This is a genomic window from Lysobacter firmicutimachus (assembly GCF_037027445.1).
GTDB classification, from domain to species: Bacteria; Pseudomonadota; Gammaproteobacteria; order Xanthomonadales; family Xanthomonadaceae; genus Lysobacter; species Lysobacter firmicutimachus.
On record NZ_JBANDL010000002.1, the window covers coordinates 3,106,670 to 3,130,760 of the forward strand.

19 protein-coding genes are annotated in these 24,091 nt (G+C 69.4%); 7 read left to right on the top strand and 12 right to left on the bottom strand.

All coding sequences use genetic code 11. The annotated features are described in order from the left end of the window. Positions 1-11: 11 nt before the first annotated feature. A complete protein-coding gene (locus V2J18_RS13615) occupies positions 12-431 on the bottom strand; it encodes a VOC family protein (protein ID WP_336132025.1) in 420 nt (139 codons plus the stop codon). A gap of 172 nt (positions 432-603) precedes the next feature. Here V2J18_RS13615 and V2J18_RS13620 point away from each other — a divergent pair, with 172 nt between their 5' ends. The 4 genes from V2J18_RS13620 (at position 604) to V2J18_RS13635 (ending at position 8,527) form a co-directional block, all read left to right on the top strand. Further along, positions 604-2,808, top strand: coding sequence for a M3 family metallopeptidase (locus V2J18_RS13620; RefSeq protein WP_336132026.1), 2,205 nt, complete (start codon positions 604-606; stop codon positions 2,806-2,808). A gap of 291 nt (positions 2,809-3,099) precedes the next feature. Further along, complete coding sequence (locus V2J18_RS13625; protein WP_064747538.1) at positions 3,100-3,858, top strand: response regulator transcription factor; 759 nt, start codon at positions 3,100-3,102, stop codon at positions 3,856-3,858. Positions 3,859-4,300: 442 nt separating this feature from the next. Next, entirely contained in the window at positions 4,301-7,495 is a 3,195-nt protein-coding gene (locus V2J18_RS13630; protein WP_336132027.1) for a YadA family autotransporter adhesin, read from the top strand. Positions 7,496-7,684: 189 nt separating this feature from the next. Then, positions 7,685-8,527, top strand: coding sequence for an NAD-dependent protein deacetylase (locus V2J18_RS13635; RefSeq protein WP_336132028.1), 843 nt, complete (start codon positions 7,685-7,687; stop codon positions 8,525-8,527). Between the two features lie 118 nt (positions 8,528-8,645). Here the strand turns inward: V2J18_RS13635 and V2J18_RS13640 are convergent, their stop codons facing one another. Both V2J18_RS13640 and V2J18_RS13645 read right to left on the bottom strand, forming a co-directional pair. After that, complete coding sequence (locus V2J18_RS13640; RefSeq protein WP_336132029.1) at positions 8,646-9,920, bottom strand: glycerophosphodiester phosphodiesterase family protein; 1,275 nt, start codon at positions 9,918-9,920, stop codon at positions 8,646-8,648. Positions 9,921-10,042: 122 nt separating this feature from the next. After that, positions 10,043-11,101: a hypothetical protein gene (locus V2J18_RS13645; protein ID WP_064747534.1), complete on the bottom strand. Its 1,059-nt coding sequence runs from the start codon at positions 11,099-11,101 to the stop codon at positions 10,043-10,045. A gap of 127 nt (positions 11,102-11,228) precedes the next feature. Here V2J18_RS13645 and V2J18_RS13650 point away from each other — a divergent pair, with 127 nt between their 5' ends. Then, entirely contained in the window at positions 11,229-12,665 is a 1,437-nt protein-coding gene (locus V2J18_RS13650; RefSeq protein WP_064747533.1) for an amino acid permease, read from the top strand. A 106-nt stretch (positions 12,666-12,771) separates the two neighbouring features. Here the strand turns inward: V2J18_RS13650 and cfa are convergent, their stop codons facing one another. The 5 genes from cfa to V2J18_RS13675 all read right to left on the bottom strand — a co-directional run bounded on the left by cfa (position 12,772) and on the right by V2J18_RS13675 (position 17,821). Continuing rightward, positions 12,772-13,905: a cyclopropane fatty acyl phospholipid synthase gene (cfa, locus tag V2J18_RS13655; protein WP_064747532.1), complete on the bottom strand. Its 1,134-nt coding sequence runs from the start codon at positions 13,903-13,905 to the stop codon at positions 12,772-12,774. A 211-nt stretch (positions 13,906-14,116) separates the two neighbouring features. Further along, a complete protein-coding gene (locus V2J18_RS13660; protein WP_064747531.1) occupies positions 14,117-14,941 on the bottom strand; it encodes a DUF3298 and DUF4163 domain-containing protein in 825 nt (274 codons plus the stop codon). A 122-nt stretch (positions 14,942-15,063) separates the two neighbouring features. Continuing rightward, positions 15,064-15,777: a pseudouridine synthase gene (locus V2J18_RS13665; RefSeq protein ID WP_064747530.1), complete on the bottom strand. Its 714-nt coding sequence runs from the start codon at positions 15,775-15,777 to the stop codon at positions 15,064-15,066. A gap of 217 nt (positions 15,778-15,994) precedes the next feature. Next, positions 15,995-16,270: a GNAT family N-acetyltransferase gene (locus V2J18_RS13670; RefSeq protein WP_064747529.1), complete on the bottom strand. Its 276-nt coding sequence runs from the start codon at positions 16,268-16,270 to the stop codon at positions 15,995-15,997. 66 nt (positions 16,271-16,336) lie between these two features. After that, complete coding sequence (locus V2J18_RS13675; protein WP_336132030.1) at positions 16,337-17,821, bottom strand: hypothetical protein; 1,485 nt, start codon at positions 17,819-17,821, stop codon at positions 16,337-16,339. Between the two features lie 248 nt (positions 17,822-18,069). Here V2J18_RS13675 and V2J18_RS13680 point away from each other — a divergent pair, with 248 nt between their 5' ends. Then, entirely contained in the window at positions 18,070-18,261 is a 192-nt protein-coding gene (locus tag V2J18_RS13680; protein WP_336132031.1) for a hypothetical protein, read from the top strand. Between the two features lie 23 nt (positions 18,262-18,284). On the opposite strand, the gene V2J18_RS13685 is transcribed toward V2J18_RS13680, so the two are convergent. The 4 genes from V2J18_RS13685 to V2J18_RS13700 all read right to left on the bottom strand — a co-directional run bounded on the left by V2J18_RS13685 (position 18,285) and on the right by V2J18_RS13700 (position 22,056). Next, positions 18,285-18,905, bottom strand: a complete 621-nt coding sequence (locus tag V2J18_RS13685; RefSeq protein ID WP_336132032.1) for a rhomboid family intramembrane serine protease — start codon at positions 18,903-18,905, stop codon at positions 18,285-18,287. 37 nt (positions 18,906-18,942) lie between these two features. After that, positions 18,943-20,571: a POT-type proton-dependent oligopeptide transporter gene (locus tag V2J18_RS13690; protein ID WP_064747526.1), complete on the bottom strand. Its 1,629-nt coding sequence runs from the start codon at positions 20,569-20,571 to the stop codon at positions 18,943-18,945. 154 nt (positions 20,572-20,725) lie between these two features. Further along, positions 20,726-21,187, bottom strand: coding sequence for a hypothetical protein (locus tag V2J18_RS13695; RefSeq protein WP_336132033.1), 462 nt, complete (start codon positions 21,185-21,187; stop codon positions 20,726-20,728). A gap of 242 nt (positions 21,188-21,429) precedes the next feature. Beyond that, positions 21,430-22,056 (bottom strand): glutathione S-transferase family protein, encoded by a 627-nt coding sequence (locus V2J18_RS13700; RefSeq protein ID WP_336132034.1) that lies wholly within the window; start codon positions 22,054-22,056, stop codon positions 21,430-21,432. Positions 22,057-22,258: 202 nt separating this feature from the next. On the opposite strand from V2J18_RS13700, the gene V2J18_RS13705 reads away from it, so the two are divergent. Then, positions 22,259-24,043, top strand: a complete 1,785-nt coding sequence (locus V2J18_RS13705; RefSeq protein ID WP_336132035.1) for a M14 family metallopeptidase — start codon at positions 22,259-22,261, stop codon at positions 24,041-24,043. Positions 24,044-24,091: the final 48 nt, after the last annotated feature.

Sequence of the window (24,091 nt, forward strand, 5' to 3'; positions counted from 1 at the left end):
CCACGCGCGGCTCAGTCCTGATGGGTGACCATCAGCACGTAGCCGTCCGGATCCTGGACCCGGAATTCGCCGCGCGGGCGGTAGAACGGATAAGCGATTTCGCCGGCATCGATGCCGGCCGCGAGCGTGCGCTCGCGCATCGCCGCGACGTCGTCGCAGTAGACATAGAACAGCACGCCCTGGGCGGAGGCGTCCACCGGCGCATCGGCCCGCACCAGCATCAGTTCGGCGCCGGCCGCGCTGCCCAGCCAGGCCCAGACCGGCTCGTCGCGGTCCGGATCGTCGCAGGACGGTTCGCGATGGACCTCGCCGATCGCGAAGTCGAACGCGGCGTAGAACCGCGCCGCGCGCATCACGCTGGCGACGTGCAGCATCGGCACGAAGCGCGCCGCGCTCGGCGGCGCGACGGACGGGACGTCGGTGGCGGACATGCGGGCTCCTGTAGCGGGTCGTCCATGCGGCGCGTCGGTGCCAGCCCCCGCCCGGCGCCGGCTCCCGCGATGGTCCCGGACGCGCCGGCCCGCCGGCCCATGCCTTTCGTCATGGGTCCGCCCGCCCCCCATCGGTTAGGCTTTCGGCCTCCTATTGACGAGGTTTCGTACGATGAAGCATCCCCTCGCCCTGGCGCTGGCCGTGGCCCTGGTCGCCACCGTTCCCGGTCTGGCCCACAATGCCCAGGCCCAGACTCCCGCCGCCCAAGCCGTGAAAAACGACGCCCAATCGCACGCCAATCCGTTCTTCCAGGAAAGCCCGCTGCCGCTGCAGTTCCCGCAGTTCGACAAGATCAAGGACACCGACTTCGCGCCGGCCTTCGATCGCGGTATGGCCGAGCAGCTCAAGGAAATCCAGGCGATCGCCGACAATCCGCAGGCGCCGACCTTCGACAACACCATCCTGGCGATGGAGCGCTCCGGCCGCATCCTCAGCCGCGCCACCGCGACCTTCTTCAACCTGGTCGGCACCGACACCAACCCGGCCCGGCAGAAGCTGCAGCAGGATTACGCGCCCAAGCTGTCCGCGCACCGCGACGCGATCGCGCTGAACCCGAAGCTGTTCGAACGCATCAAGACCCTGTACGGCCAGCGCGAATCGCTGGGCCTGGACGCCGAAGGCGTGCGCCTGGTCGAACGCTACTACACCGACTTCGTGCGCGGCGGCGCCAACCTCAGCGAGCCGCAGAAGGCGCGCCTGAAGGCGATCAATTCCGAGCTGGCCGAACTCGGCGCCAAGTTCAGCGAGAACGTGCTCGAGGAAGTGAAGGACTCGGCGATCGTGGTCGACAGCAAGGCCGAACTCGACGGCCTGTCCGACGAACGCATCGCCGCCGCGGCCGAAGCGGCCAAGGCGCGCAAGCTGGAAGGCAAGTACCTGCTGACCCTGCTCAACACCACCGGCCAGCCGCCGGAAACCGACCTGACCAACCGCGCCCTGCGCGAGAAGCTGCACAAGGCTTCGGTCGCGCGCGGCAGCCGCGGCAACAAGTACGACAACACCGCCATCGTCTCCAAGGTCGTCACCCTGCGCACCGAACGCGCCAAGATGATGGGCTACCCGAACTACGCCGCCTACGTGCTCGAGGACGAGACCGCCAAGAACGCCGACGCGGTCAACAAGATGCTCGGCCAGCTGGCCCCGGCCGCGGTCGCCAACGCCCAGCGCGAGGCCGCCGATCTGCAGGCGATGATCGACAAGGAACAGGCCGCCAAGGGCGAGAAGAGCTTCAAGCTCGAGCCCTGGGACTGGGCCTTCTACGCCGAGAAGGTGCGCAAGGAGAAGTTCGCCTTCGACGAGGCCCAGCTCAAGCCCTACTTCGAAATGAAGAACGTGCTCGAGAACGGCGTGTTCTACGCCGCCGGCCAGTTGTACGGTCTGAAGTTCAAGCAGCGCACCGACCTGCCGCTGTACCACGCCGACACCAGCGTTTACGACGTGTACGACGCCGACGGCAAGCAGCTGGCGATCTTCATCGCCGACATGTACGCGCGCGATTCCAAGCGCGGCGGCGCGTGGATGAACTCCTACGTCGAGCAGTCGGAGCTGTTCGGCACCCTGCCGGTCGTGGCCAACCACCTCAACATCCCCAAGCCGCCGGCCGGCAAGCCGACGCTGATGACCTGGGACGAGGTCACCACCATGTTCCACGAGTTCGGCCATGCCCTGCACGGCATGTTCTCGAACGTGAAGTACCCCTACTTCTCCGGCACCAGCGTGCCGCGCGACTTCGTCGAATTCCCGTCGCAGGTCAACGAGATGTGGGCCGACTGGCCGTCGGTGCTGGCCAACTACGCCAAGCACTACCAGACCGGCGAGCCGATGCCGAAGGAGTTGCTGGACAAGGTGCTGGCGGCGTCCAAGTTCAACCAGGGCTTCACCACCACCGAATACCTCGGCGCGGCGATGCTCGACCAGAACTGGCACCAACTCTCCGACGCTTCGCAGGTGCCGGCGGCCAAGGACGTGATGGCGTTCGAAGCCGCGGCGCTGAAGAAGGACGGCATCGCCTACGCGCCGGTGCCGCCGCGTTACCGCACCCCGTACTTCAGCCACATCATGGGCGGCTACGCGGCCGGCTACTACGCCTACATCTGGTCGGAAGTGCTGGACGCCAACACGGTGAAGTGGATCAAGCAGCACGGCGGCCTGACCCGCGAGAACGGCGACCGCTTCCGCGCCACGCTGCTCTCGCGCGGCGGCAGCAAGGACGCGCTGCAGCTGTTCCGCGACTTCTCCGGCCACGAGCCGAAGATCCAGCCGCTGCTGGAGCGTCGCGGCCTGACCGCCCCGGCGGGCGCTGCGCCGGCCCAATAATCCGGCCTCCGCAGCGGTCTGCGCCCCGAAAGCCGCCCACCTGTCCGGTGGGCGGCTTTTTTTTCGTTGGAGCCGACAAGACCACTCTCATACGCTCACCAGCGCCTGGAAAACCGTTGTCTCGATCTAAAAGACCGGCCTGGATTCCCTGAGATTTCAGTGCTTTCCGCGAAGGCCGACCTATGTCACTGTAGGTTTCAGTGGAGCCCCATTAACCTGATTTTGGACGTCGACGGCACCGTCCCGCAGCCGCGGGCCGGTCGGTTAGCTCGATCAACAGGGGAATTCAGGATGGCCGCCATTCCCACAGTCCTGCCCGGCAGCACCGGCAACGACCGCCGCAACGAGCGTCGCATCGCGGTGGTCGAACGCGACCCGGCGCTGCGGCAGCAAATCCTGCAATCGCTGCAAACCCGACAGTTCGCCGTGCTCGAATGCGCCAACGCCACGGCCCTGTACCGCAATCTGCTCAACGCTCCGTGCGACATCGCGGTGATCGCCAGCGATCTGCCCGACGACAACCCGCGCGTCGTCGCCCAACACCTGCGCCAGCATTCCGATATCGGCATCGTCGTGCTCGACGCCGAGGGCGATGTCTGCGGCAATGCCTATGAGGAAATCGCCGACGCCTGCCTGGCCAAGCCGGTCGACCTGGACCGGCTGACCTCGGTGGTCACCGCGATGCACAGCCTGCAGCACCACATGCGCGCCCTGCCCGCGCGCGCCGGCACCGGTGCGATGCCGGATTGGGAATTGGCCGCGGACGGCTGGACCCTGCGCACGCCCGACGGCGCGGCGATCGACCTCAGCGCGCCCGAGCGCAGCGTGCTGCTGCGCCTGGTCAACGCCGGCGCCGGAGAGCATCCGGTCTCGCACGACAGTCTGATCGGCTCGCTGACCAGCAACGTCTACGATTTCGATCCGCATCGCCTGGAAATGCTGATCTACCGGCTGCGCAAGAAAGTCGCATTGATGAGCCCGCTGCCGTTGCCGCTGCGTGCGGTGCGCGGCATGGGCTATCTGTGCACGGTGGTTCGCGCTTCCGGCTGAGCTTCGCCGTTCCACTTCCATCCCCCGGATTCGACGGCGCCGCCTCGGCGCCGCGTTTTGCGTTGCGTGAACCTCGGTGAGCCGGCGTGATCGTGCGTGAACCACCATGAGTGCGCACAGCGACGCGCTTTTCTAGCCTGCGTAGGCCGATGCATCGAACGTGCCAGCGAACACGGTCGGTCGCGGCGACGGGGGAGACCGGTGGCGCATCGCCGCCCGCCATGCGCTCCATCGCCGCCGTCGGCGCTACGTAGGCTCAGCAGACGGAGGCCGTGTCATGACCCAGGGGACCCGCAGCACCCGCACCGCTCACCGCACCGTTCCTTCCACCCACGACCGGCGCCGGAATCCAATGGTTCCGGCGTTGTCGCATCTGAGCGCAGCCTGTTGGCTCGCGCTCGCTGCAGCTTGCGCCTCCACGCCGGCGCTCGCCGCCGACGCCATGCCCGATTCCGTTGTCACGGTGCCGGCGGCCGACGCCGTCGCGGCCAGCGAGCCCAGCGACGCTACGGGCAGCGCGTCGACGACGGAAGCGGCGACGGACCAAGACCCCTGGGCCGAACCCGGCCCCCTGCTGCCGCTGGTGTTCGACGGTATTCCCAACAGCTCGACCTGGAACCAGGAATCGTTCGACGGCGGGCTGGTTTCGCCGATGAGCGTGATCCAGCCGCCGCCGCCGACCAGCAGCCTGCCCGATCTCAACGTGTACCTGAGCAACTGGCTGCTCGGCAACGACTACCAGGCCTGCGGCCTGCTCGGCAGCGACTGCCTGACCATCGACCGGGCCAACTTCAATTACTCCTACCTGTCGCTGATCCTCAACCTGATCCAGGCGCCCAATGTCGCCGACCTCGACGGCAACCAGCCGGCCGACCATCTGACCCTGATCGGCAGCGTGCATTCCGACAGCTACATCCAGTTCCAGGACAGCAACTACTTCGGCAACAACAACAATCCCTCCTGCGTGATAATCGGCCTGGCCTGCACCTGGCGCACGAATCCGGCGCAGAACAACCAGGTCATCATCGGCGACGGCAGCTACGCCAACGGCTCCAACACCGTGGTCTTGGGCACCAATGCGCGCCACCAGTTGCCGACCGTCAGCGCCGCCTCGGCCGGCTTCACCGGCGGCCCCGACACCAACTACGCCGCGCGCCTGGGCAATTCGGTGGTGATCGGCGACAACAGCTTCGGCAATGCCGACCGCCAGACCGTGCTCGGCTTCGGCGCGACCTCCACCCACGCCAACAGCGTCGCGCTCGGCGCCGGTTCGTCGACCGTGATCGGCGCCCAGACCGGCTATATCGCGTTCGGCCTGGCCGCGCCGCAGAACTCCGCGGGCGAGGTCTCGGTCGGCGCGCCCGGCGCGACGCGCAAGCTGACCAACGTCGCCGCCGGCAGCGTCGGCACCGACGCGGTCAACCTCGCCCAATTGCAGGGGGCGTTGGCTGGCGCCGTCGCCGATCCGTTCGCGGTCAAGTACGACGATCTCGGCGGTGCGCCGGATCTGCAGAACGTCACCCTGCAGGGCGCCGGCGGCACGACCGTCGCCAACCTGCGCGCCGGCGCGATCAATTCCTCCAGCACCCAGGCGGTCAACGGCTCGCAGTTGTTCGCGATCAGCCAGTCCAATGCCCAGCGCCTCGGCGCGGGCGCCGCCGTGGCCGCCGACGGCACGGTCACTGCGCCGAACTACCTCGTCGCCGGGACCGGCTACGACAATGTCGGCTCTGCGCTGGCCGCGCTGGACAACGGCCTGGCCGCCGCCGACGCGTTCGCGGTGCGATACGACGACGACGGCAGCGGCAATCCCGATTACGCCCACGTCACCCTGCGCGGTCCGGCCGGGGTCGGCAGCGTGCTCGACAACCTCGCCGCCGGCCAGATCGCCGCCGGCAGCCTGCAAGCGGTCAACGGCGGACAATTGTTCGGCGTCGGCGGCTCCATCGCCACCGTGTTCGGCGGCGGCGCCGCCTTCAACGCCGGCGGCAGCTTCACCGCGCCAAGCTACGTCATCGCCGGCAATCCCTACGACAACGTCGGCGACGCGCTCGCCGCCTTGAACAGCGGCCTGAGCACCGGCGACGCCTTCGCCGTGCAATACGACGACGACGGCAGCGGCACCCCCGATTACGGTTCGATCACCCTGCGCGGCCCGGCCGGGGTCGGCAGCGTGCTCGACAATCTCGCCGCCGGCCAGATCGCCGCCGGCAGCCTGCAGGGGGTCAACGGCGGACAGATCTTCGGCATCGGCGGCTCGATCGCCAATCTGTTCGGCGGCGGTGCGGTCTTCAACCCCGGCGGCACGTTCACCGCGCCCACCTACCTCATCGGCGGCAACACCTATACCGATGTCGGCGCCGCGCTCGCCGCCCTGAACAGCGGCCTGAGCAGCGGCAACGCCTTCGCCGTGCAGTACGACGACGACGGCAGCGGCAATCCGGACTACGGCTCGATCACCCTGCGCGGCCCGGCCGGCACCGGCAGCGTGCTCGACAATCTGGCCGGCGGCCAGATCGCCGCCGGCAGCTTGCAGGCGGTCAACGGCGGGCAGATCTTCGCCATGGGCAATTCCATCGCCTCGATCTTCGGCGGCGGCTCGCTGTTCGCCGGCGGCGTGTTCGGCGCGCCGAACTTCACCGTGCAAGGCGGCACCTACACCAATGTCGGCGCGGCCTTCGCCGCGGTCGACGCCAGCCTGACCCAGCTCAACACCCGCATCGATAACCTGCCCGGGCCGACCTCGCCCGAACCGCGGCTGGCGATCGACGGGACCGGCAATGCCTCGGTCGGCGCCGGCACCCGCGCGATCGCCGCCGGCGCCAGCGCCCACGCCGGCGGCCGCCACGCGGTCGCGGTCGGCGGCGACGCTTATGCCGCCGGCGACAACGACACCGCGATCGGCGGCAATGCCCGGGTCGAGGCCGACGGCAGCACCGCGCTCGGCGCCAACAGCAGCATCGCCGCCGGCGCGACCAATGCCGTGGCGGTCGGCGAAAGCGCCAGCGCGACCGCTTCCGGTGCGGTCGCGCTCGGCCAGGGCGCGGTCGCCGACCGCGCCAACACGGTGTCGGTCGGCAATGCCGGCCAGCAGCGCCAGGTGGTCAATGTCGCCGCCGGCACGCAGGACCACGATGCGGTCAACCTCGCCCAGTTGCGCGCCTCGCAAAGCGGCACGGTGCGCTACGACACCCACGTGGACGGCAGCGTCAACACCACCCAGGTCACGCTCAACAACGGCGGCGCGCCGGTGACCATCCGCAACGTCCGCGCGGGCACCCACAACAGCGACGCAGTCAACGTGCAACAGCTCAACGAAGGCATCAACCGCGCGATCAACACCTCCAACCAATACACCGACAACTGGGGCATCACCCTGCGCCGCGAGATCGGGCAGCTCGACGACAAGGCCAGCGCCGGGGTCGCCTCGGCGATGGCGGTGGCCGGCCTGCCGCAGGCCTACGTGCCGGGCAAGAGCATGGCCGCGATCGCCGCCAGCTCCTTCCGCGGCGAAACCGGCTTCGCCATCGGCGTGTCGACCATCAGCGAGGACGGGCGCTACGTGTACAAGTTCTCCGGCAACAGCAATTCCGAAGGCGATGTCGGCGTGACCATCGGCGCCGGCGTCATGTGGTGATTGGGGATTCGGGATTCGGGATTCGGGATTGGAGGATTCGGGGTTCGGGGTTCGGGGTTCGGGGTTCGGCACGAGATAGCAAAACCGCTGTTGGCGAATCCCGAATCCCCAATTCCCAATCCCACCTTGCTATCGGCCGATAGGGGCGCCATATCCCGTCCAGCCCCGCCCCGCGTTGCCGAGCCCGTCATGACCGCCGATGCCGCCCTGCCCCACACCGACGCCGCCCAGCGCCTGCGCGATTGGCTGCGCCCGCACCGGCGTGTGTTCGTGCTCACCGGCGCCGGCCTGAGCACCGGTTCGGGGATTCCGCACTACCGCGACGAGACCGGCGCCTGGCAGCGCAAGCCGCCGATCGAGTACCGCGCCTTCGTCGGCGACGCCCGCGCCCGGGCGCGCTATTGGGCGCGCAGCTTCGTCGGCTGGCCGGCGTTCGCGCGCGCCCGGCCCAACCCCGGCCACGCCGCGCTCGCGCAATGGCAGGCGCGCACGCCGGACACGGCCCTGGTGACCCAGAACGTGGACGGCCTGCATGCCCGTGCCGGCAGCCGCGACGTCATCGACCTGCACGGCTGCCTGGACCAGGTCGTGTGCCTGGATTGCGGCGCGCAGCGACCGCGCGAGGCGGTGCAGGCCGAACTGGCCGCGCGCAATCCCGACTGGACCGGGCTGGATGCGGCGCTGCTGCCCGACGGCGACGCCGACCTGGAAGGCTTGGCGTTCGAACGCTTCGTCGCTCCGGTCTGCGAAGCCTGCGGCGGCCTGGTCAAACCCGACGTGGTGTTCTTCGGCGAGAACGTGCCGCGTCCGCGCGTAGCTGCCGCCCAGCAGGCTTTGGCCCAGGCCGATGCGATGCTGGTGGTCGGCTCCTCGCTGATGGTCTATTCCGGGTACCGCTTCGCCCGCGCCGCGCGCGAGGCCGGATTGCCGCTGGCCCTGCTCAACCGCGGCGTCACCCGCGCCGACGACATCGCCACGCTCAAGCTCCCGGCCGATTGCGCGGCGACGCTGGTCGCCGCGATCGGGGATTAGGGATTGAGGATTGGGGATTCGCCAAAGCCATAGCGCGGCCCCTGTAGGAGCGGCGTAAGCCGCGGCATCCGAAACGGTGTACGCCAGCGCAACCGGGAGGAGCGACGCGGGTGCGGACTCATCGGCCGGCGTCCGGCAACCGGCTGTGCTGCAGGAACAGGTCGCGCGCGGCGACGCCGATATCGGGCTGATCGATGAACAAGCCCTGCACGCCCAGCGCATACAGTTGCAGCGCTTCGCCGAGCGCGTTCTGGTCGACGCCGCTGGCGCTCTGGCTCAGGAACGGCGCCTCGGCGCGCACGGTATAGGGGTGCACCTGCAAGCCCAGCGCCAGCGCGCGCCCGAGCAGCGGATGCACGTAGCCGGTGTTGCGGGTCCTCAGCCCGGCCCCACCCGCCGGCGCCGGCGCGCGCGGCAGCAGACTGCTCTTGGACGGCCCCAGGCCGCTGGCGTAGTGCTCGCGCATCCAGGCCAGCGCCGCAGGCTCGGTCAATGCGGCGTAGCGGGTGTCGGCGCTCAGGCCCCCGGGGATCGCGCGCTCCAAGCCGCGGTAGCGCGCCGCCGGGACTTCGCCGCGGCTCAGGTGATAGACCACGTCGTAGGGCCGGTCGCGCTCGAAGTCGCCGTACAACTGCACCAGCGGCAGATCGACGCCGGCGCGCGGCATGATCTCGCGCTTGAGTTCGATCAGGTTGGCGACTTCGAAGCTCTGGATATAGACCCGGCGCGGATCGGTGAAACCTTCCGCGACCAGGATGTCGATCAATTTCTGCCCCAGGCTGATGCCGATCGGCGAGCCGTCCAGGTGCCGGCCCTCGTGGGCGAACCAGGTCGGGTGCTTGGTTTCGGGGTAGATGCCGATCGCGCGGCCGTCGCGGCTTTCCTGCCGGGCCAAGGCGATCACCTCGCGCAGGGTGGCGATCTGGTACTGGCCATCGTAGCGGGTATTGCCGGGGCGGATCTGCGGGATGCGTTCTTTCGCGCGCAGGGTCTTGAGTTCGGCGAGAGTGAAGTCCTCGGTGAACCACCCGGTCAGCGCCTCGCCGTCGATGGTCTTGGTGGTCTTGCGGGCGGCGAACTCGGGGTGCGCGGCGATGTCGGTGGTGCCGGAGATTTCGTTCTCGTGCCGCACCACCAGTTCGCCGTCGCGGGTCGCGACCAGGTCGGGCTCGATGAAGTCGGCGCCCTGGGCGATGGCCAGGCGGTAGGCCTCCAGGGTGTGCTCGGGGCGATAGCCGCTGGCGCCGCGGTGGGCGATCACGATCGGGCGCGGCGCCGCGGCGGACACGGCAGGGGGCGAAGCCTCGGTCACGGCAGGGGTTCCGGCAAAGACGGCGCCGGCCAGCCACACCAGCGCGGCGAACGGACGGCCCAGCTTAAAGCAATGCGGCATGCGTAGCGCTTCCTCGTTCGGCGGCCGCAGCCGAACGCCCGGCCCGCAACGGCGCACGGCGCCGCCGGCCCAGCATGCCGCAAATCGATGACAGCTCTGCGGACGCCGGTGGCGATCGCCGCCTAGTCCTCCTCGCGCACCTGCAACGAGATCCGTCCGGGCCAACGTCCGCCCAGATCGATATGGCGCCGCCCGTTGCTCCACTGACGCAGCGGATCGGCCCATTCGCGCACGATCGGCGAGCTGCCGGAGGCGACGAAACGCGCCGACACCCGCAGATCGCGCGCCGCCAGCGGGATGTTGCCGACGGTGCGGGTCATGGCGCCGCTGACCGCCACCCGCTGCACGGTGCGCGGCTGCCGGCCGACCTGCCAGCCGACCTCGATCTCGACCCGGTAGGTGCCGCCGGCGCCGTTGCGGAACACCAGCTCCAGCGCGCCGAGCCGGCGCTGCCAGTTCGGGATCAGCAGTTCGCCGTCGAACGAGGCGAAGGCGTAGGCGATCGGCACCGCATCGCGGCTGCGGCTGTTGGGTTGGGCCGGCCAGACCTGGCGGTCGACGTTGCGCACCCGCCGCACCGAGCTGTAGCTGCCGTTGCCGGCGACGCCGCCGAGCATCTCGCGCACCGCGCCGGCGCGGCCGGCGATGGCGAACTCGGCGTTTTCGCTCTGCGAGCCGACATTGAGCCCGCTGTTGGCGTAGATCGCCGCAGTGACCACGCCGAAGCCCTGGTGGATGGCGCCGTTGCGGCCGAAGCCGACCCGCGCCGCCTGCTCGGCCAGCCAGCGGAACTGGTTGCGGATCTGGGTCAGGTCGGCGATCACCGCCTGCTCGCGCAGTGAGAATTCCGAGGCGATCGCGCCGGCCCGCCCCATGCTCCAGCGCACTTCCAGTCCCCCCTCGGCACGGACTCCGGCGCCGGTCTCGGCTTCGCCGCTGACGTCGACCGCAAGCTCCTGGCGGCTGACGTGTTCGGACAGCAGCTTCCAGGCCCCGGACATGCGGTCGTGGCGGATCTGCACCTGCGGCAACGAAGGATGCACCAGTTGGAAATCGCCGCTGGCCGGATCGACGATGCCGACCGCCCCCGGGCGCACGTGCATGGCCAGGCCCCAATTGCCCCAGTAGCCGGCCCGGCTGCGTCGGATCAACTCGGTGAACTGCCGGTTCCAGCGGATCATGCGCGGCCCCTCGCGATGGATATCCGTGACAACGTCCCGGGCGCGGCCGCGTGAGCCGCGACCGTGCGCCACCGTCCGGCGCGGCAGCGGCTATGATGCGGCGTCCAACTCGCGGAGTACGCGTTCGATGAGCCTGATCGCCAAGGTCCTGCGGCACAAATCGGTGGAACAACTGCAGGCCGAGGCCGGCAAACGCTCGGACTTCCGCCGCGTGCTCGGGCTGTGGCAGCTCACCGCGATCGGCATCGGCGGCATCATCGGCGTCGGCGTGTTCGTGCTGGCCGGCCACGAGGCGGCGACCAACGCCGGCCCCGCGGTCGCCCTCGCCTTCCTGATCGCCGGCATCGCCAGCGCCGCCGCGGCGCTGTGCTACGCCGAGTTCGCCGGCATGATCCCGGTCACCGGCAGCGCCTACACCTACAGCTACGCCACCCTGGGCGAACTCGCCGCCTGGCTGATCGGCTGGGACCTGTTGCTGGAATACGCCTTGATCGTCGCGGTGGTGGCGATCGGCTGGTCGGGCTATGTGCAAGTCCTGCTCGAAGGCGTCGGCATCCAGTTGCCGGTCTGGGCGCAGGGCGCGATCGGCACCGGCGAAGGCCGGGTATTCAACGTCATCGCCGCCGCGGTCACCCTGGCCGTCTCGGCGCTGCTGGTGTTCCGCACCGAATGGGGCGCGCGCTTCAACACCCTGATCGTGGCGATCAAGATCCTGGCGGTGGTGCTGGTGATCGGCGTCGGCGTGTTCTACATCAACACCGCCAATTGGGTGCCGTTCGTGCCCGAGCGGGTGATCGGCGAAGACGGCGTCGGCCACTTCGGCTGGAAGGGCGTCGGCACCGCCGCGGCGGTGGTGTTCTTCGCCGTGTTCGGCTACGACACCCTGACCACCGCGGCCGAGGAATCCAAGAACCCGCAGCGCGACCTGCCGCGCGCGGTGCTGCTGTCGCTGGGCGTGTCGATGGTGCTGTACTTGGCGGTGTCGCTGGTGCTGACCGGCATCGCCCACTACTCGACCCTCGGCGGCGACGCGCCGGTCTCCGACGCCTTCGCCGCGCTGGGCCTGCCGTGGATCGCCAAGGCGATCGCGTTCTCGGCCGTGGTCGGCATCGCCAGCGTGCTGTTCGCGTTCATGCTCGGCGCGGCGCGGATCTGGTTCTCGCTGTCGCGCGACGGCCTGCTGCCGGGCTGGTTCGCCAAGATCCACCCCAAGTACGGCACCCCGCACCGCCCGACCATCGTGCTGGGCGTGTTCACCGCCCTGGTCGCCGGCTTCCTGCCGATCGGCGAGGTCGCCAAGCTGGTCAACATCGGCGTGCTCTCGGCCTTCATCGTCATCTGCGCCTCGGTGTGGGTGCTGCGGGTGCGCAAGCCCAACCTGGAGCGCTCGTTCCGCACGCCGCTGGTGCCGCTGATCCCGATCGTCGGCATCGCCTTCTCGATCTGGCTGCTGGCCGAACTGGCCGCGATCACCTGGCTGATCTTCCTGATCTGGGTCTCGCTGGGCCTGCTGGTGTATTTCGGCTACGGCATCCGGCATTCGAAGCTGGCGCAGGAGCAGTAACGCGGAAACGAGTGGAGAGGAACGAGTAAGAGCCGGGACCGGTTCGCTCACTCGTTTCTTGTTTCTCTTCACTCGTTTCTTGTTTCTCTTCACTCGTTTCTAAGTTTCAGCGCGGCGCAACGTAGCCGCCGGGCACGCCCTCCGGCGACAACACCAACTGCCACAGCTGCGCGTGGCGGCTGCGGAAGGTCGCCATCGAGGCGGCCAGGTAGAACCGCCACATGCGCCGGAAGCGCTCGTCGTAGCGCGGGCCGAGCCGGTCCCAGGCGGCCTCGACGTTGCGACGCCAGGCCTGCAGGGTCCGGTCGTAGTCGGCGCCGAAGTTGTGCCAGTCCTCGATCACGAAGCGGCCTTCGACGTGCTCGGCGATCTGCCGCGCCGAGGGCAGCATCGAATTGGGAAAGATGTACTTGGCGATCCACGGATCGCTGTGGCCGACCGAGCGGTTGCCGCCGATGGTGTGCAACAGGAACAGGCCGTCGCCGTCCAGGCAACGCCGGGCCACGTCGAAATAGGTCTCGTAGTTCTTGACCCCGACGTGTTCGAACATGCCCAGCGAAAAGATCCGGTCGAAGGGCTCGTTGAGCTCGCGATAGTCCTGCAGGCGGAACTCCACCGGCAGGCCGGCGCAGCGCTGCCGGGCGTAGTCGAGTTGCTCGCCCGACACCGTCACCCCGACCCCGCGCACGAGGTAGCGCTCGGCGGCGAACTTCAGCGCCTCGCCCCAGCCGCTGCCGATGTCGAGCACGCGCATGCCGGGACGCAAGCCGAGCTTGCGGCAGACCAGGTCCAGCTTGGCCTCCTGGGCGGCGTCCAGGTCGTCCAGCGGCACGCCGTCGCGGTCGCGCCAGTAGGCGCAGCTGTAGACCAGGCGCCGGCCGAGCATGGCCGCATACAGATCGTTGCCGAGGTCGTAATGACGTTCGCCGATGGTGAAGCTGCGGCGGTGGCTCTGCAGGTTGATCAAGTGCGCGCGCAAGCCGTCGAGCATCGCCGCCCAGCCGTGCACGCGCTCGTCGACGTGGGCGCGCATCAGCCGCACCAGCATCTCGTCCAGCGCCTGGGTGCGCCAGGCGCCGTCCATGTAGCTTTCGCCCAGGCCCAGCGAGCCTTGCGCCAGCACCCGGGCGTAGAAAGCGTCGTCGTCGACCTGCAGGTCCCAGGGCCGGTCGCCGTCGATGCGCACGTCGGCCAGCTCCAGCAATTCCTCCACTCGCTTGCGCAACGACGCAACGGACATGCGGACCTCGCTCAGGATCGGCGAACCAGCCGGCGACGCCGCGGCGCGCCCGACGGCGCGCTGCGGCCTGCGAACCGAACGCGCCGGCGACCGTCCGGCACCGGTTCCGCGTTCGAGCCGCACCTTAGCAAACGCCTGGCGCGGCAATGTGCCGAATCGTGTGGATTTCGCGCAACGCGATCCGCACGGCCGGCCGCGGCCGCGCCATGCCTCAGCCGCCGCTGAACAAACTCCGGTACGCCGGCGCGACGTGCGGCAGCAGCACCGCGGCCGGCACTTCCACGGTCTGGGTGCCGTCCGAATACGGGCCGACCTCGTAGGGCGCGAACACGAACTTGAGCGCGGCGAGCTTGCCATCGGCGGCCTTGACCGGTTCGAACATGGCGAAGTTGGCCGGGTCGGATGCGGTGCCGTCGTCGATCATGCGGCCGCCGGTCTCGATCTGCTCGGCGCGCACCGCCGGCGCCAGGTCGTCGGCGTCGATGCGCTGCGACAGCGCCGAATGCAGCTGTTCGCGCACATAGCGCGAGATCGCGTCCCAGCCGGACTTCTGCGGCACCAGCTCGGCCGCGGTCAGCAGCTTGTTCTGCTGCGGCAGCCAGACGAAGCGCGCGATCAGCGGCGCGGCATGGGCGCCGCCGGTGTAACTGCTGCCGTCGGCCGAGACCGCCATCATCTGCGGCGCGTCGAGTACGTCGTCGAAGGTCAGCGACAGCTCGTAAGGCGACGGGTTCTCCTTGGCGGTGCGGCCCTTGGCCGCCTCCAGCAATTCGCTGCGGGCGGCGTCGGCATAGCGGCGCAGTTCGCGCGCCAGCCCGGGGTACTTGGCCGCCTGGGTGGCGTAGCTGATGCCGATCACGTAGTCGGGCGTGGTCTCGACCACTTCCTTGAGTTCGACCGGGCCGTCGTCGGTCGCCACCGGTGCGGGCAATGTGCCTGGGGCCGGCGTCCCCGCGGCCGGCGCCGGCGGCGTGGCTTCTTTCTTGCAGGCCGCCAGGGCCAGGGCAAGCAGGGAGACGGCGATGACGCGCTTCATGCAGCTATCCTTTTCGACGGCGGTCCATGGATGTTTCGCGCGAGATTATCGCGCAGGGCGTGACGCCCACATCTAGATCGCGGTCCGCCGAAGCGGTGTCCGGCGCGCGCCGCGCCGTTCGTTCACCACTCGTTGCGGTGCGGCAGCAAGCCCTGCAGTTCCGGGTCGGTGAGGTTGCGCCACTGGCCCGGCTTGAGGTGGCCGAGCTTGACGTTGCCGATGCGCACGCGCAGCAGTTGCTTGACCCGGAAACCGAAGTGCGCCGCCATCAGGCGGATCTGCCGGTTGAGGCCCTGGACCAGGACGATGCGGAAGCCGAAGCGGCCGAGCTTGCCGGTCTTGCACGGCAGGGTGGTCTGGCCGTGGACCGGTACGCCGCGGCTCATGCCGCGCAGGAACTCCGGGGTGACCTCGTGATTGACCGCAACCAGGTATTCCTTTTCCAGCTTGTTCTCGGCGCGCAGGATCTCGTTGACGATGTCGCCGTTGCTGGTCAGCAGGATCAGGCCTTCGGAGTCCTTGTCGAGGCGGCCGATCGGGAAGATCCGGCGCTCGTGGCCGACGAAGTCGACGATGTTGTCCTTGACCCCGGACTCGGTGGTGCAGACGACGCCGACCGGCTTGTTGAGCACGATATAGACGTGCTGGCGTTTGCCCTTGACCGCGGCGCGGACGCGCAGCACGTCGCCGTCGACCCGGACCTCGTCGCCCTCGCCCACCTCGGCGCCGACCCGCGCGCGCAGGCCGTTGACCGTCACCCGCCCCTCGGCGATCAGCCTGTCCGCCTCGCGCCGCGAGCAGAAACCGGTGTCGCTGATGTGTTTGTTCAGACGCATGGGAAGGACCAGGGGACGGACGGCGCCGGCAGGGCGAAGGGCGCGTAGGCTGGCACAGCCGGGCCGGCTTGGCGACCCCTGGGGGCGATCTGCAGGACCTCGGGCCGTCCCGGCAGGGCCGGCTCAGGGCTGCTTCGGGGCGCCGCGCCGGGCGCAGGCGCGGCGCTCGGGGCGCGGGATCGCCGCGGCGGCTGTGCGGCCGCGGTGGGCCGGTCGCTCAGCCCAGCAGGTCGGTGTACTCGGGGTGGCGCTGAATCCAGGCGGCGGCGTAGGAGCAGGCCGGCCTCACTTTCAGGCCAGCCTGGCGGGCATAGTCGAACGCCGCCCGGACCAGGTCCGAGGCGATGCCGCGGCCGCCGATCGCGTCGGGCACGCCGGTGTGGGCGATGACCAGGTGCCCCTGGTCGAGGCGGTAGTCGAGCAGCGCCAGCACGCCTTCGACTTCGGTCTGGAAACGGCGCTGGGCGGGGTCGTGGAGAACGTTGACGGCCATTCCGGGGGATCCTCGTACGGTGGCGGCGGCGCCGGAGCCGCATACGGCGGCTCCGGCTGGCGGCGTTCAGCGGTTGTCGCGCTTGCCCTGGTTGTGGCGGTCCTGGGTGCTGACCGAGCCTTGGATCGCCTGCATGCGGCTTTCGCCGGCGTGCAGTTCGTTGGCCTTGTCGGCGGCGGCGCCCGATTGCGGGCCCGGGGCCGGCACATGGCCTTGCTGCGGATCCAACTGCTGCCACGGCTGCGGCTCGCGCGCCTGCTCCTGCTTGGCCTCGAGCAGGTGGCGGGTATTGGCCAAGGCCTGCTCGGGGGTGATCCGCGCCGGCGCGGCGTCCGCTTCGGCCGAAGCCTCCGCCGCCTCCGGCTCGTCCTCGCGTCCCTGCGCTTCGACGGTCTCGGCTTCCACCGCGCCGCCGTCTTGGTCGCCCTCGACAGGCGCGGCCGATTCGGCGGCGCCTTGCGCGATCAGCGAACCGGCGGCGGTGCCGGCGGCCGGCTCATGGCTCGCCGACTGCAAGGCCGGCGCGCTCGCTTCGGCTTCGGCGCCGGCCACCAGCGACGCAGCGGCCGGCGCGGTGCCGGCTGCGATGGGCTGCGGCTTGGGCGCGCGCGGCTTGCGCGGCGCCTTGGGCTTGACCGGCGCGGCCGCGGCCTGAACCTCGACGGCCGGCGCAGAGCGGGCGCTCGCTTCGGTCGTCGGCCGGGTCGGCGCGCGCTTGGCCGCCTTGGCGGGCGCGGCCGGTTCCGGCAGACGGACGATCGCCGGCATCGCGGGTTCGGGTTTGATCGGCGCCGGCTTGCGGGTCGGCGTCGCCCGAGCGGGCTTCGCGGCCGCGACCGGCTTGACGGGCGCCTGCTTGGGCGCGGCCGGCTTGCGCGCGGCTTGCTTGACCGCGGCTTGCTTGGCGACGGGCTGGGTCACTGCCGGCTTGGCCGCCGGCCTCTGCGCGACGGCACGCTTTGCGACGACCGGCTTGGCCGCTTGCTTGGCGAGCGTGCGCTGGACCGCCGCGGCCTTTTGCGGCGCCGCCTTCCGGGCGGCCGCCTTTTGGGTCGCGGCCTTGTGTGCGACGGTCTTTCCGGCCGCTGCTTTCTTGGTCGCGGGTTTTTGGGTCGCGAGCGTCCTGGCCGACGTCTTCTTCGCCAGAACCTGCTTCGCGGCGCCGCGCTTGGTCGCGAGCTTCTTGCCTGCGGCCTTCTTCGCCCCCGACTTGCCGACCGTCGATTTCTTGGAGGCCGCCTGCTTGACCGAGGCCGGCCGAGCCGTCTTCTTCGCCGCGACGCGCTTGGCCGCCGGCTTCTTGGCCGTCGTCTTCTTGACCGTCGCCTTCTTGGTCACGGCCTTCTTGGTCGCAGCCTTCTTCGCCGCAACCTTCTTGGTCGTCGCCTTCTTGGCTACCGGCTTGACGGCGTTCTTTTTGGTCGCCGCCTTCTTGGCCGCGCCCCGGGGTTTCGCCTTCTTGGCCGTCGCGCGCGCGGTCTTGCCGGCGCTCTTCTTTACGGCCTTGCTGGCGGTGGTCTTGGCCGATTTGCCGGCCTTCTTGGTCGCCATGCCTCGCTCCTGTCGAGTTTGCTGGTTGAACGGCCGCCCCCCAGGCCGCCACCGTGTGGTAGCACGGCCGACCTTCAAGGCGGGTGAGCGGGCGTGAGAGTCGCCGCGTCGCGTCACGCTGCGCCGTTCCGCCGGCTCGTGTTTGACCTCGCGCGTCACATGAATCGGGAAAAAAAGCCCGTCCTTGCTGGCACGAAATGTGCTTTGTTTGTGATTGAGTTCCGGTTTATACGAGAGGGAGGTCTCATATGCGTCCTGTCGCCCCGCTCCATCGCGATCCCCGCAGCCTGGCGATCGTCTACCGCCTCTACGAACTCGCCTATGTCGGCGATCTGGAGACCAGCGAACTGCAAGCACTCGACGCCGAGATCTACGCCGGCCTGATGGCGTCTTACGGCGAAGCCCCGAGCGATTACCGCGACAACCCGATGGCGGCCTGAGCCGCCATCGCGGCCGCCGCCCCTCAGCCGCCGAAGAAGCTCGGCAAGCTCGGGCTGGCCAGACGCTGCAGGAAGATCAGGCCGATGCGCGGCTCCATCAGCAGCATGAACAACACGCCGTAGATCGCGCCGGACAGATGCGCATTATGGTTGATGTTGCCGCGGCCGCGCTTGTCCATCCAGAACGAATAGACAACGTAGGCGACCGCATAGGCGATCGCCGGCACCGGGATCACGAATACGATGATCCAGTTCCAGGGGTTGATCAGCACGTAGGCGAACAACACCGCCGACACCGCGCCGGACGCGCCCAGGCTGACGTAGCCGTTGTCGCGGCGATGGCGCAGGTAGCTGGGCAGGATCGCCACCACTATCGCCGACAGATAGAACAGCACGAATCCGGCCTGGCCGATGGTCTGGGCGAACACCTGCTCGATCACGCCGCCGAAGAAATACAGCGTGATCATGTTGAACAGCAGGTGGGTCCAATCGGCGTGCACGAAGCCGTGCGTCAGCAGCCGATCGTACTGGTGGAAACGCTCCACCCCCGGCGGCCACAGCACCAGCCGCTCGAAGATGCGCTTCTTCTCGAACGCCTGCCACGACACCAGGGCGGTCACGGCGATCAGGATCAGGGTCAGCATCGGATCGGAGTCTCGTAGGGGACGGCCGCGGCGCCGGTCAGACGCTGCGGTAGTGGTCCTGCATCGGGTAACTGCGTGCGTACAAGGCGAACGCGGCCGCGGCGACGAAGGCGAAACCGGCGAAGAAGAACATCAGGAACGCGTTCTCGCTTAGCCCGGTGGCGGCGATGTGCGAGGTCACCGCCTCGTTGCGCACCGCCGCGTTGGTCAGCATCACCCACAGATTGCCGAAGGTGCTGGTCAGGTACCACAGGGCCATGATGACGCCCTTCATCGACTGCGGCGACTGGCTGTAGGCGAACTCCAGCGCGGTCGCCGACACCAGCACCTCGCCGAAGGTCAGCAGCACGTAGGGAAGGATCTGCCATGCCAGCGACATGGGGTGACCGGCGTCCATATACAACTGGATCGAGGCGGCCACGACCCAGGACAGGCCCGAGACCGCGATGCCGAACCCCATCCGCCGCAGCGGGGTCGGATTGATCCCGATCTTGCGCAGTGCCGGGTACAGCACCAGGTTGTTGAACGGGATCAGCAGCATCACCAGCAGCGGGTTGATCGCCTGCATCTGCGACGCCGCGGCCTTGGCCCCGCCCTCGCCCGAGATCAGCCAGCTCGGCCACCACCACAGCTCGGTCGGCACCACCATGCGCTGGCCCTGCAGCACCCAGGTCGAGGCCTTCTGGTCGAACAGCGACCAGAACGGGGTGACGAAGGCGAACACGATCAGGATCCGCAGCACCGCGCGCACGCCGTCCACCGCCGCGTCGGGATGGATGCCGCGGGCGCGCTCGAGCTGCAGCGCGATGCCGTAGCCGCCGAAGCCGATCAGCAGGCCCAGCGCCAGGCAGGCGCTCTTGACGAAGCCCAGGCTCGGGATCAGCGCCAGCGCGCCGGCCGCCAGGGCCACGCCGACCGCGGCCACCGCCACGCCCGGGTTGCCCTGCCCGGCGACCTTGCCGCGCAGCGCGGTGCGGGCGACGTTGAAGAACGAATCCGGGTCCGGCGCGCTGCGGGTCGGCGGCACCATGACATAGCGCTTGCGGCCCAGCCAGAAAATCAACGTGGCCAGGAACATCAGCGCGCCGGGAATGCCGAACGCCACCGAGGGGCCGTATTCGCGCAGGAAGATCGGCATCAGCAGCGAGGCGAACAGCGAGCCGAAGTTGATCGTCCAGTAGAACGCGTCGAAGACCAGCTTGGCCTTGTGCTTGTTGCTCTGGTCGAACTGGTCGCCGCAGAACGACACCACCAATGGCTTGATGCCGCCGGCGCCGAAGGCGATCAGGAACAGCCCGGTGAAGAAGCCGGTCTGGTTGTGTTCGAACAGCGCCAGGCAGGCGTGGCCGGCGCAGTAGACCAGGGAGAACCAGATGACCGTGTTGTACTTACCGAAGTAGCGGTCGGCCAGCCAGCCGCCCAGCAGCGGGAAGAAATAGGTGCCGATCATGAACGTGTGGAACACGTCCTTGGCCATGCGCTCGCGCTCGGCCAGGTCGCCGGTCGAGGCCATCAGCAGGGTCCCGACCAGGAATGCGGTCAGGATGTTGCGCATGCCGTAGAAGCTGAAGCGCTCGGCCGCCTCGTTGCCGATGATGAAGGCGATCTGGCGGGGCATCTTGCCCTGCGAATCGGCGGTGACGGGGGCGGTGGCGGCTTGGCTCATCTACGGCGGTCCTCGGCGGTCGGGTCGCGCGTTCCATCGCGTGGCCCGGGCGCAAAGGCGGCCGGGCAGTCCAGCCCCACAGCCTAACCGATCGGCCGCGCCGGCGGTTTCCGCAGTGCGGCGGACCGCGCCGTTCAGCGTCGCGAGGCCTCGCTCAGATCGCCGGCTCGCCGATCTCCAGCTCGTACTCGAAATTCTGGATCATGCGGCCGAAGTCGGGGTCGGCGTCGTTGCCGTAATTGGCGCCGACCACCAGCCGATGCCGGCCCGGCGCCAGCGGCGGCAGCAGCAGCCAGTAGCCGTCGGCCGCGGCGCGCACCCGGCCGCCCCGCTCGCGCAGGGAATCGCGCGACGCCGCGAACGTATCGAAACAGCGCGAGACCAGTCGCACCGGGCGGGCCAAGGGACGGCCGTCGAGCAAGACCACGGCGCTGACCAGGGCCTGGTTGTTGAGCGCCGCCTCGGCCTTGACCCGCGCGCAGCTCATCGCGTTCTCGCCGCGCAACGGCCCATGGAAGTACATGTTGATCGCCGGCACCAGCAGGTGTCTCCCGGCCGGAACCCGGCAACGGCGCTTGGCGTCGAAGCGACCGTCGGTGCCGGCCAGGAACCACACCGGCCCGTCCGCATCCTGGCCTTGCGCGCACTGCGCGCCGCTGCGGTCGCGATAGGGCTCGCGCCCGGCCGGGAAGGCGTAGACCCAGCGCCACCAGCGCGCCGTCCATTCGGCGGCGGCGACGCCGTCGACCTCGGCGACGGATCCCAGCGGCGCCGGGACCGGCTACGGCGCGGCCGGCGCGGCGATCGCGGTCGACGCCGTGCAGGCCGCCAGAACGACGCCGAGGATCGCGCCGGCGCTCAGGCCCATTCGGTCAATCCTTCGCGTTCGTAGAGGGTCTTGAACGAGGGCCGCGCCTTCATCCGCCGCGCATACTCGGCCAGGTGCGGCCAGTCGTGCGCGGGCTTGGGCAGGTTGCGGCTCCAGCGCATCAACATGGTCAAGTAGAAGTCGGCCGCGCTCAGGCGCTCGCCGAGCAGGTAGGGGCCGCGCTGGGCCAACTGAACCTCGAAGCGTGCGCAGGCGGTCTCGATCTGGGCCTGGGCGCCGGCGCGCACCGCCGCGTCGTCGGCCTGCAGGTCCCACGGGTACCACCACAGCCGCAGCGGCGCTTGCAGGGTGCTGACCAGATTGAACATCCACTGCGCGTATTCGGCGCGCTGCGGATCGTCCAGCGCCGGGGCGAAGCCGGCCTGCGGATGGCGGTCGACCAGGTACATCGCCAGCGCCGCGGCCTCGTAATGCGGGCGGCCGTCGACGATCAGGGTCGGGATCACGCCGTTGGGGTTCAGCGCCAGATACTCGGCGCTCTTTTGTTCGCGCGCCTGCATGTCGACCCGGCGCAATTCGTGTTCCAGGCCCAGCTCGATCAGCAACCAGTGCACGACCAGGCTGGCGGCGCCCGGGGCGTAATAAAGCGCGTACATGCGGCATTCTCGCGGCGGCAGGGCGCGACAGTCTAATCCGCACCGTCGCGCTCGCGCGCGTGCCTGACCCGGGCGCGGACGCGATTGCTGCCAAAACGCTGGCAGCAGTCGCCGATTTCCGGCGCCGAACGGGCCTCTCGGGCCAATTCGCGCGCCCTGCACTTCGCTACCATGCACGGCGATTCCGGGGAGAACCGATCCGATGCCACGCACCGTTGCCCGCACCGCCCTGCTGTCCGCCCTGCTCGCCGCCGCTCCGCTCGCTTCCGCCGCGCCCGCGCAGGCGCCGCTGACCACCGTCGCCGAACGCAGCGGCTTCCTCAAGACCGGCCGCTACGACGAAGTGCTGGCGCTGTGCGCCGCCTATGCCGAGCGCTACGCCGATGCGGTGCGCTGCATCGACTTCGGCGTCACGCCCGAGGGCCGGCCGATGAAAGCGCTGGTGGCCACCCGCAGCGGCGCGTCCTCGCCCGCACAGGCCAAGGCGCAAGGCCTGCCGGTGACCCTGATCCAGGGCGGCATCCACTCCGGCGAGATCGACGGCAAGGATGCCGGCTTCCTGGCGCTGCGCCAGCTCCTGGACGGCCAAGCCGCCAAGGGCGCGCTGGACAAGCAGGTGCTGGTGTTCGTGCCGGTGTTCAACATCGACGGCCACGAGCGCTTCGGCCGCTGGAACCGGCCGAACCAGCGCGGCCCGGAGGAGATGGGTTGGCGCACCACCGCGCAGAACTACAACCTCAACCGCGACTACCTCAAGGCCGACTCGGCCGAGATGCAGGCCATGCTCAAGCTGATCGAGGCCTGGGACCCACTGGTCTACGTCGACCTGCACGTCACCGACGGCGCCAAGTTCGAGCACGACGTGTCGATCCAGGTCGAGCCGGTGCACGCCGGCGATGCGCCGCTGCGCCAGGCCGGCCTCGCCCTGCGCGACGGCGTCATCGCCCGCCTGGCCAAGCAGGGCTCGTTGCCGCTGTCGTTCTATCCGTCCTTCGTCGAAGCCGACAACCCGGCCTCGGGCTTCGAGGACGGCGTACCGCCGCCGCGCTTCTCGCACGGCTATTTCTTCCTGCGCAACCGTCTCGGCATGCTGGTCGAGACCCATTCCTGGAAGGACTACCCGACCCGAGTCGGGATCACCCGCAATACCATCGTCGACGTGCTGGAGCTGGTCGCCCGCGACGGCGCCGGCTGGCGCCGCCAGGCCGATGCCGCCGACCGGCGCGCCGAAGCCCTGGCCGGGGAGACGGTGGCGCTGGACTACAAGACCGGCGACGCGGTGCGCACGGTCGATTTCCGCGGCTATGCCTATACGCGCACGCCTTCGGACGTCTCCGGGGCGCTGATGACCCGTTACGACGAGACCAAGCCGGACGTGTGGAAGCTGCCGCTCAAGTACGACATCCAGCCCGCGCGCAGCGTGACCGCGCCGCGCGGCGGTTACCTGGTGCCGGCCGCGCATGCGGCCTGGGTCGGGGCGCGCCTGGACCGCCACGGCGTGAGCTACCGCCGTCTCGACCACGCCCTGAGCCAGGCGGCGGTGGCGGCGTTCCGCGCCGACAAGGCCGCGTTCGCCGCGCAATCGGTCGAGGGGCATCAGCGCGCCACGCTGGACGGCGAATGGAAGGCGGAAACCCAGGACCTGGCCGCCGGCGCGTTGTTCGTGCCGATCGCCCAGCCCAAGGCGCGCGTGGTCATGTCCATGCTGGAACCGCAGGCGCCGGACTCGCTGGCGTCCTGGGGCGAGTTCAACAACGCCTTCGAGCGCAAGGAGTACATGGAAGACTACGTCGCCGAAGAAGTCGCCCGCGAAATGCTGGGGCGCGACCCGCAGCTCAAGGCCGAATTCGAGCGCAAACTGCGCGAAGAGCCCGAATTCGCCAAGAGCCCGCAGGCCCGGCTGGAGTTCTTCTACCGCCGCCATTCGGCCTGGGACGCGCGCTACAACCTCTACCCGGTGCTGCGCACCGAGCACGTGCCGCACTGAGCGGCATTACGACCGAGCCTTCCGCCTAGGTTCGTGAGGCCCGTTTAC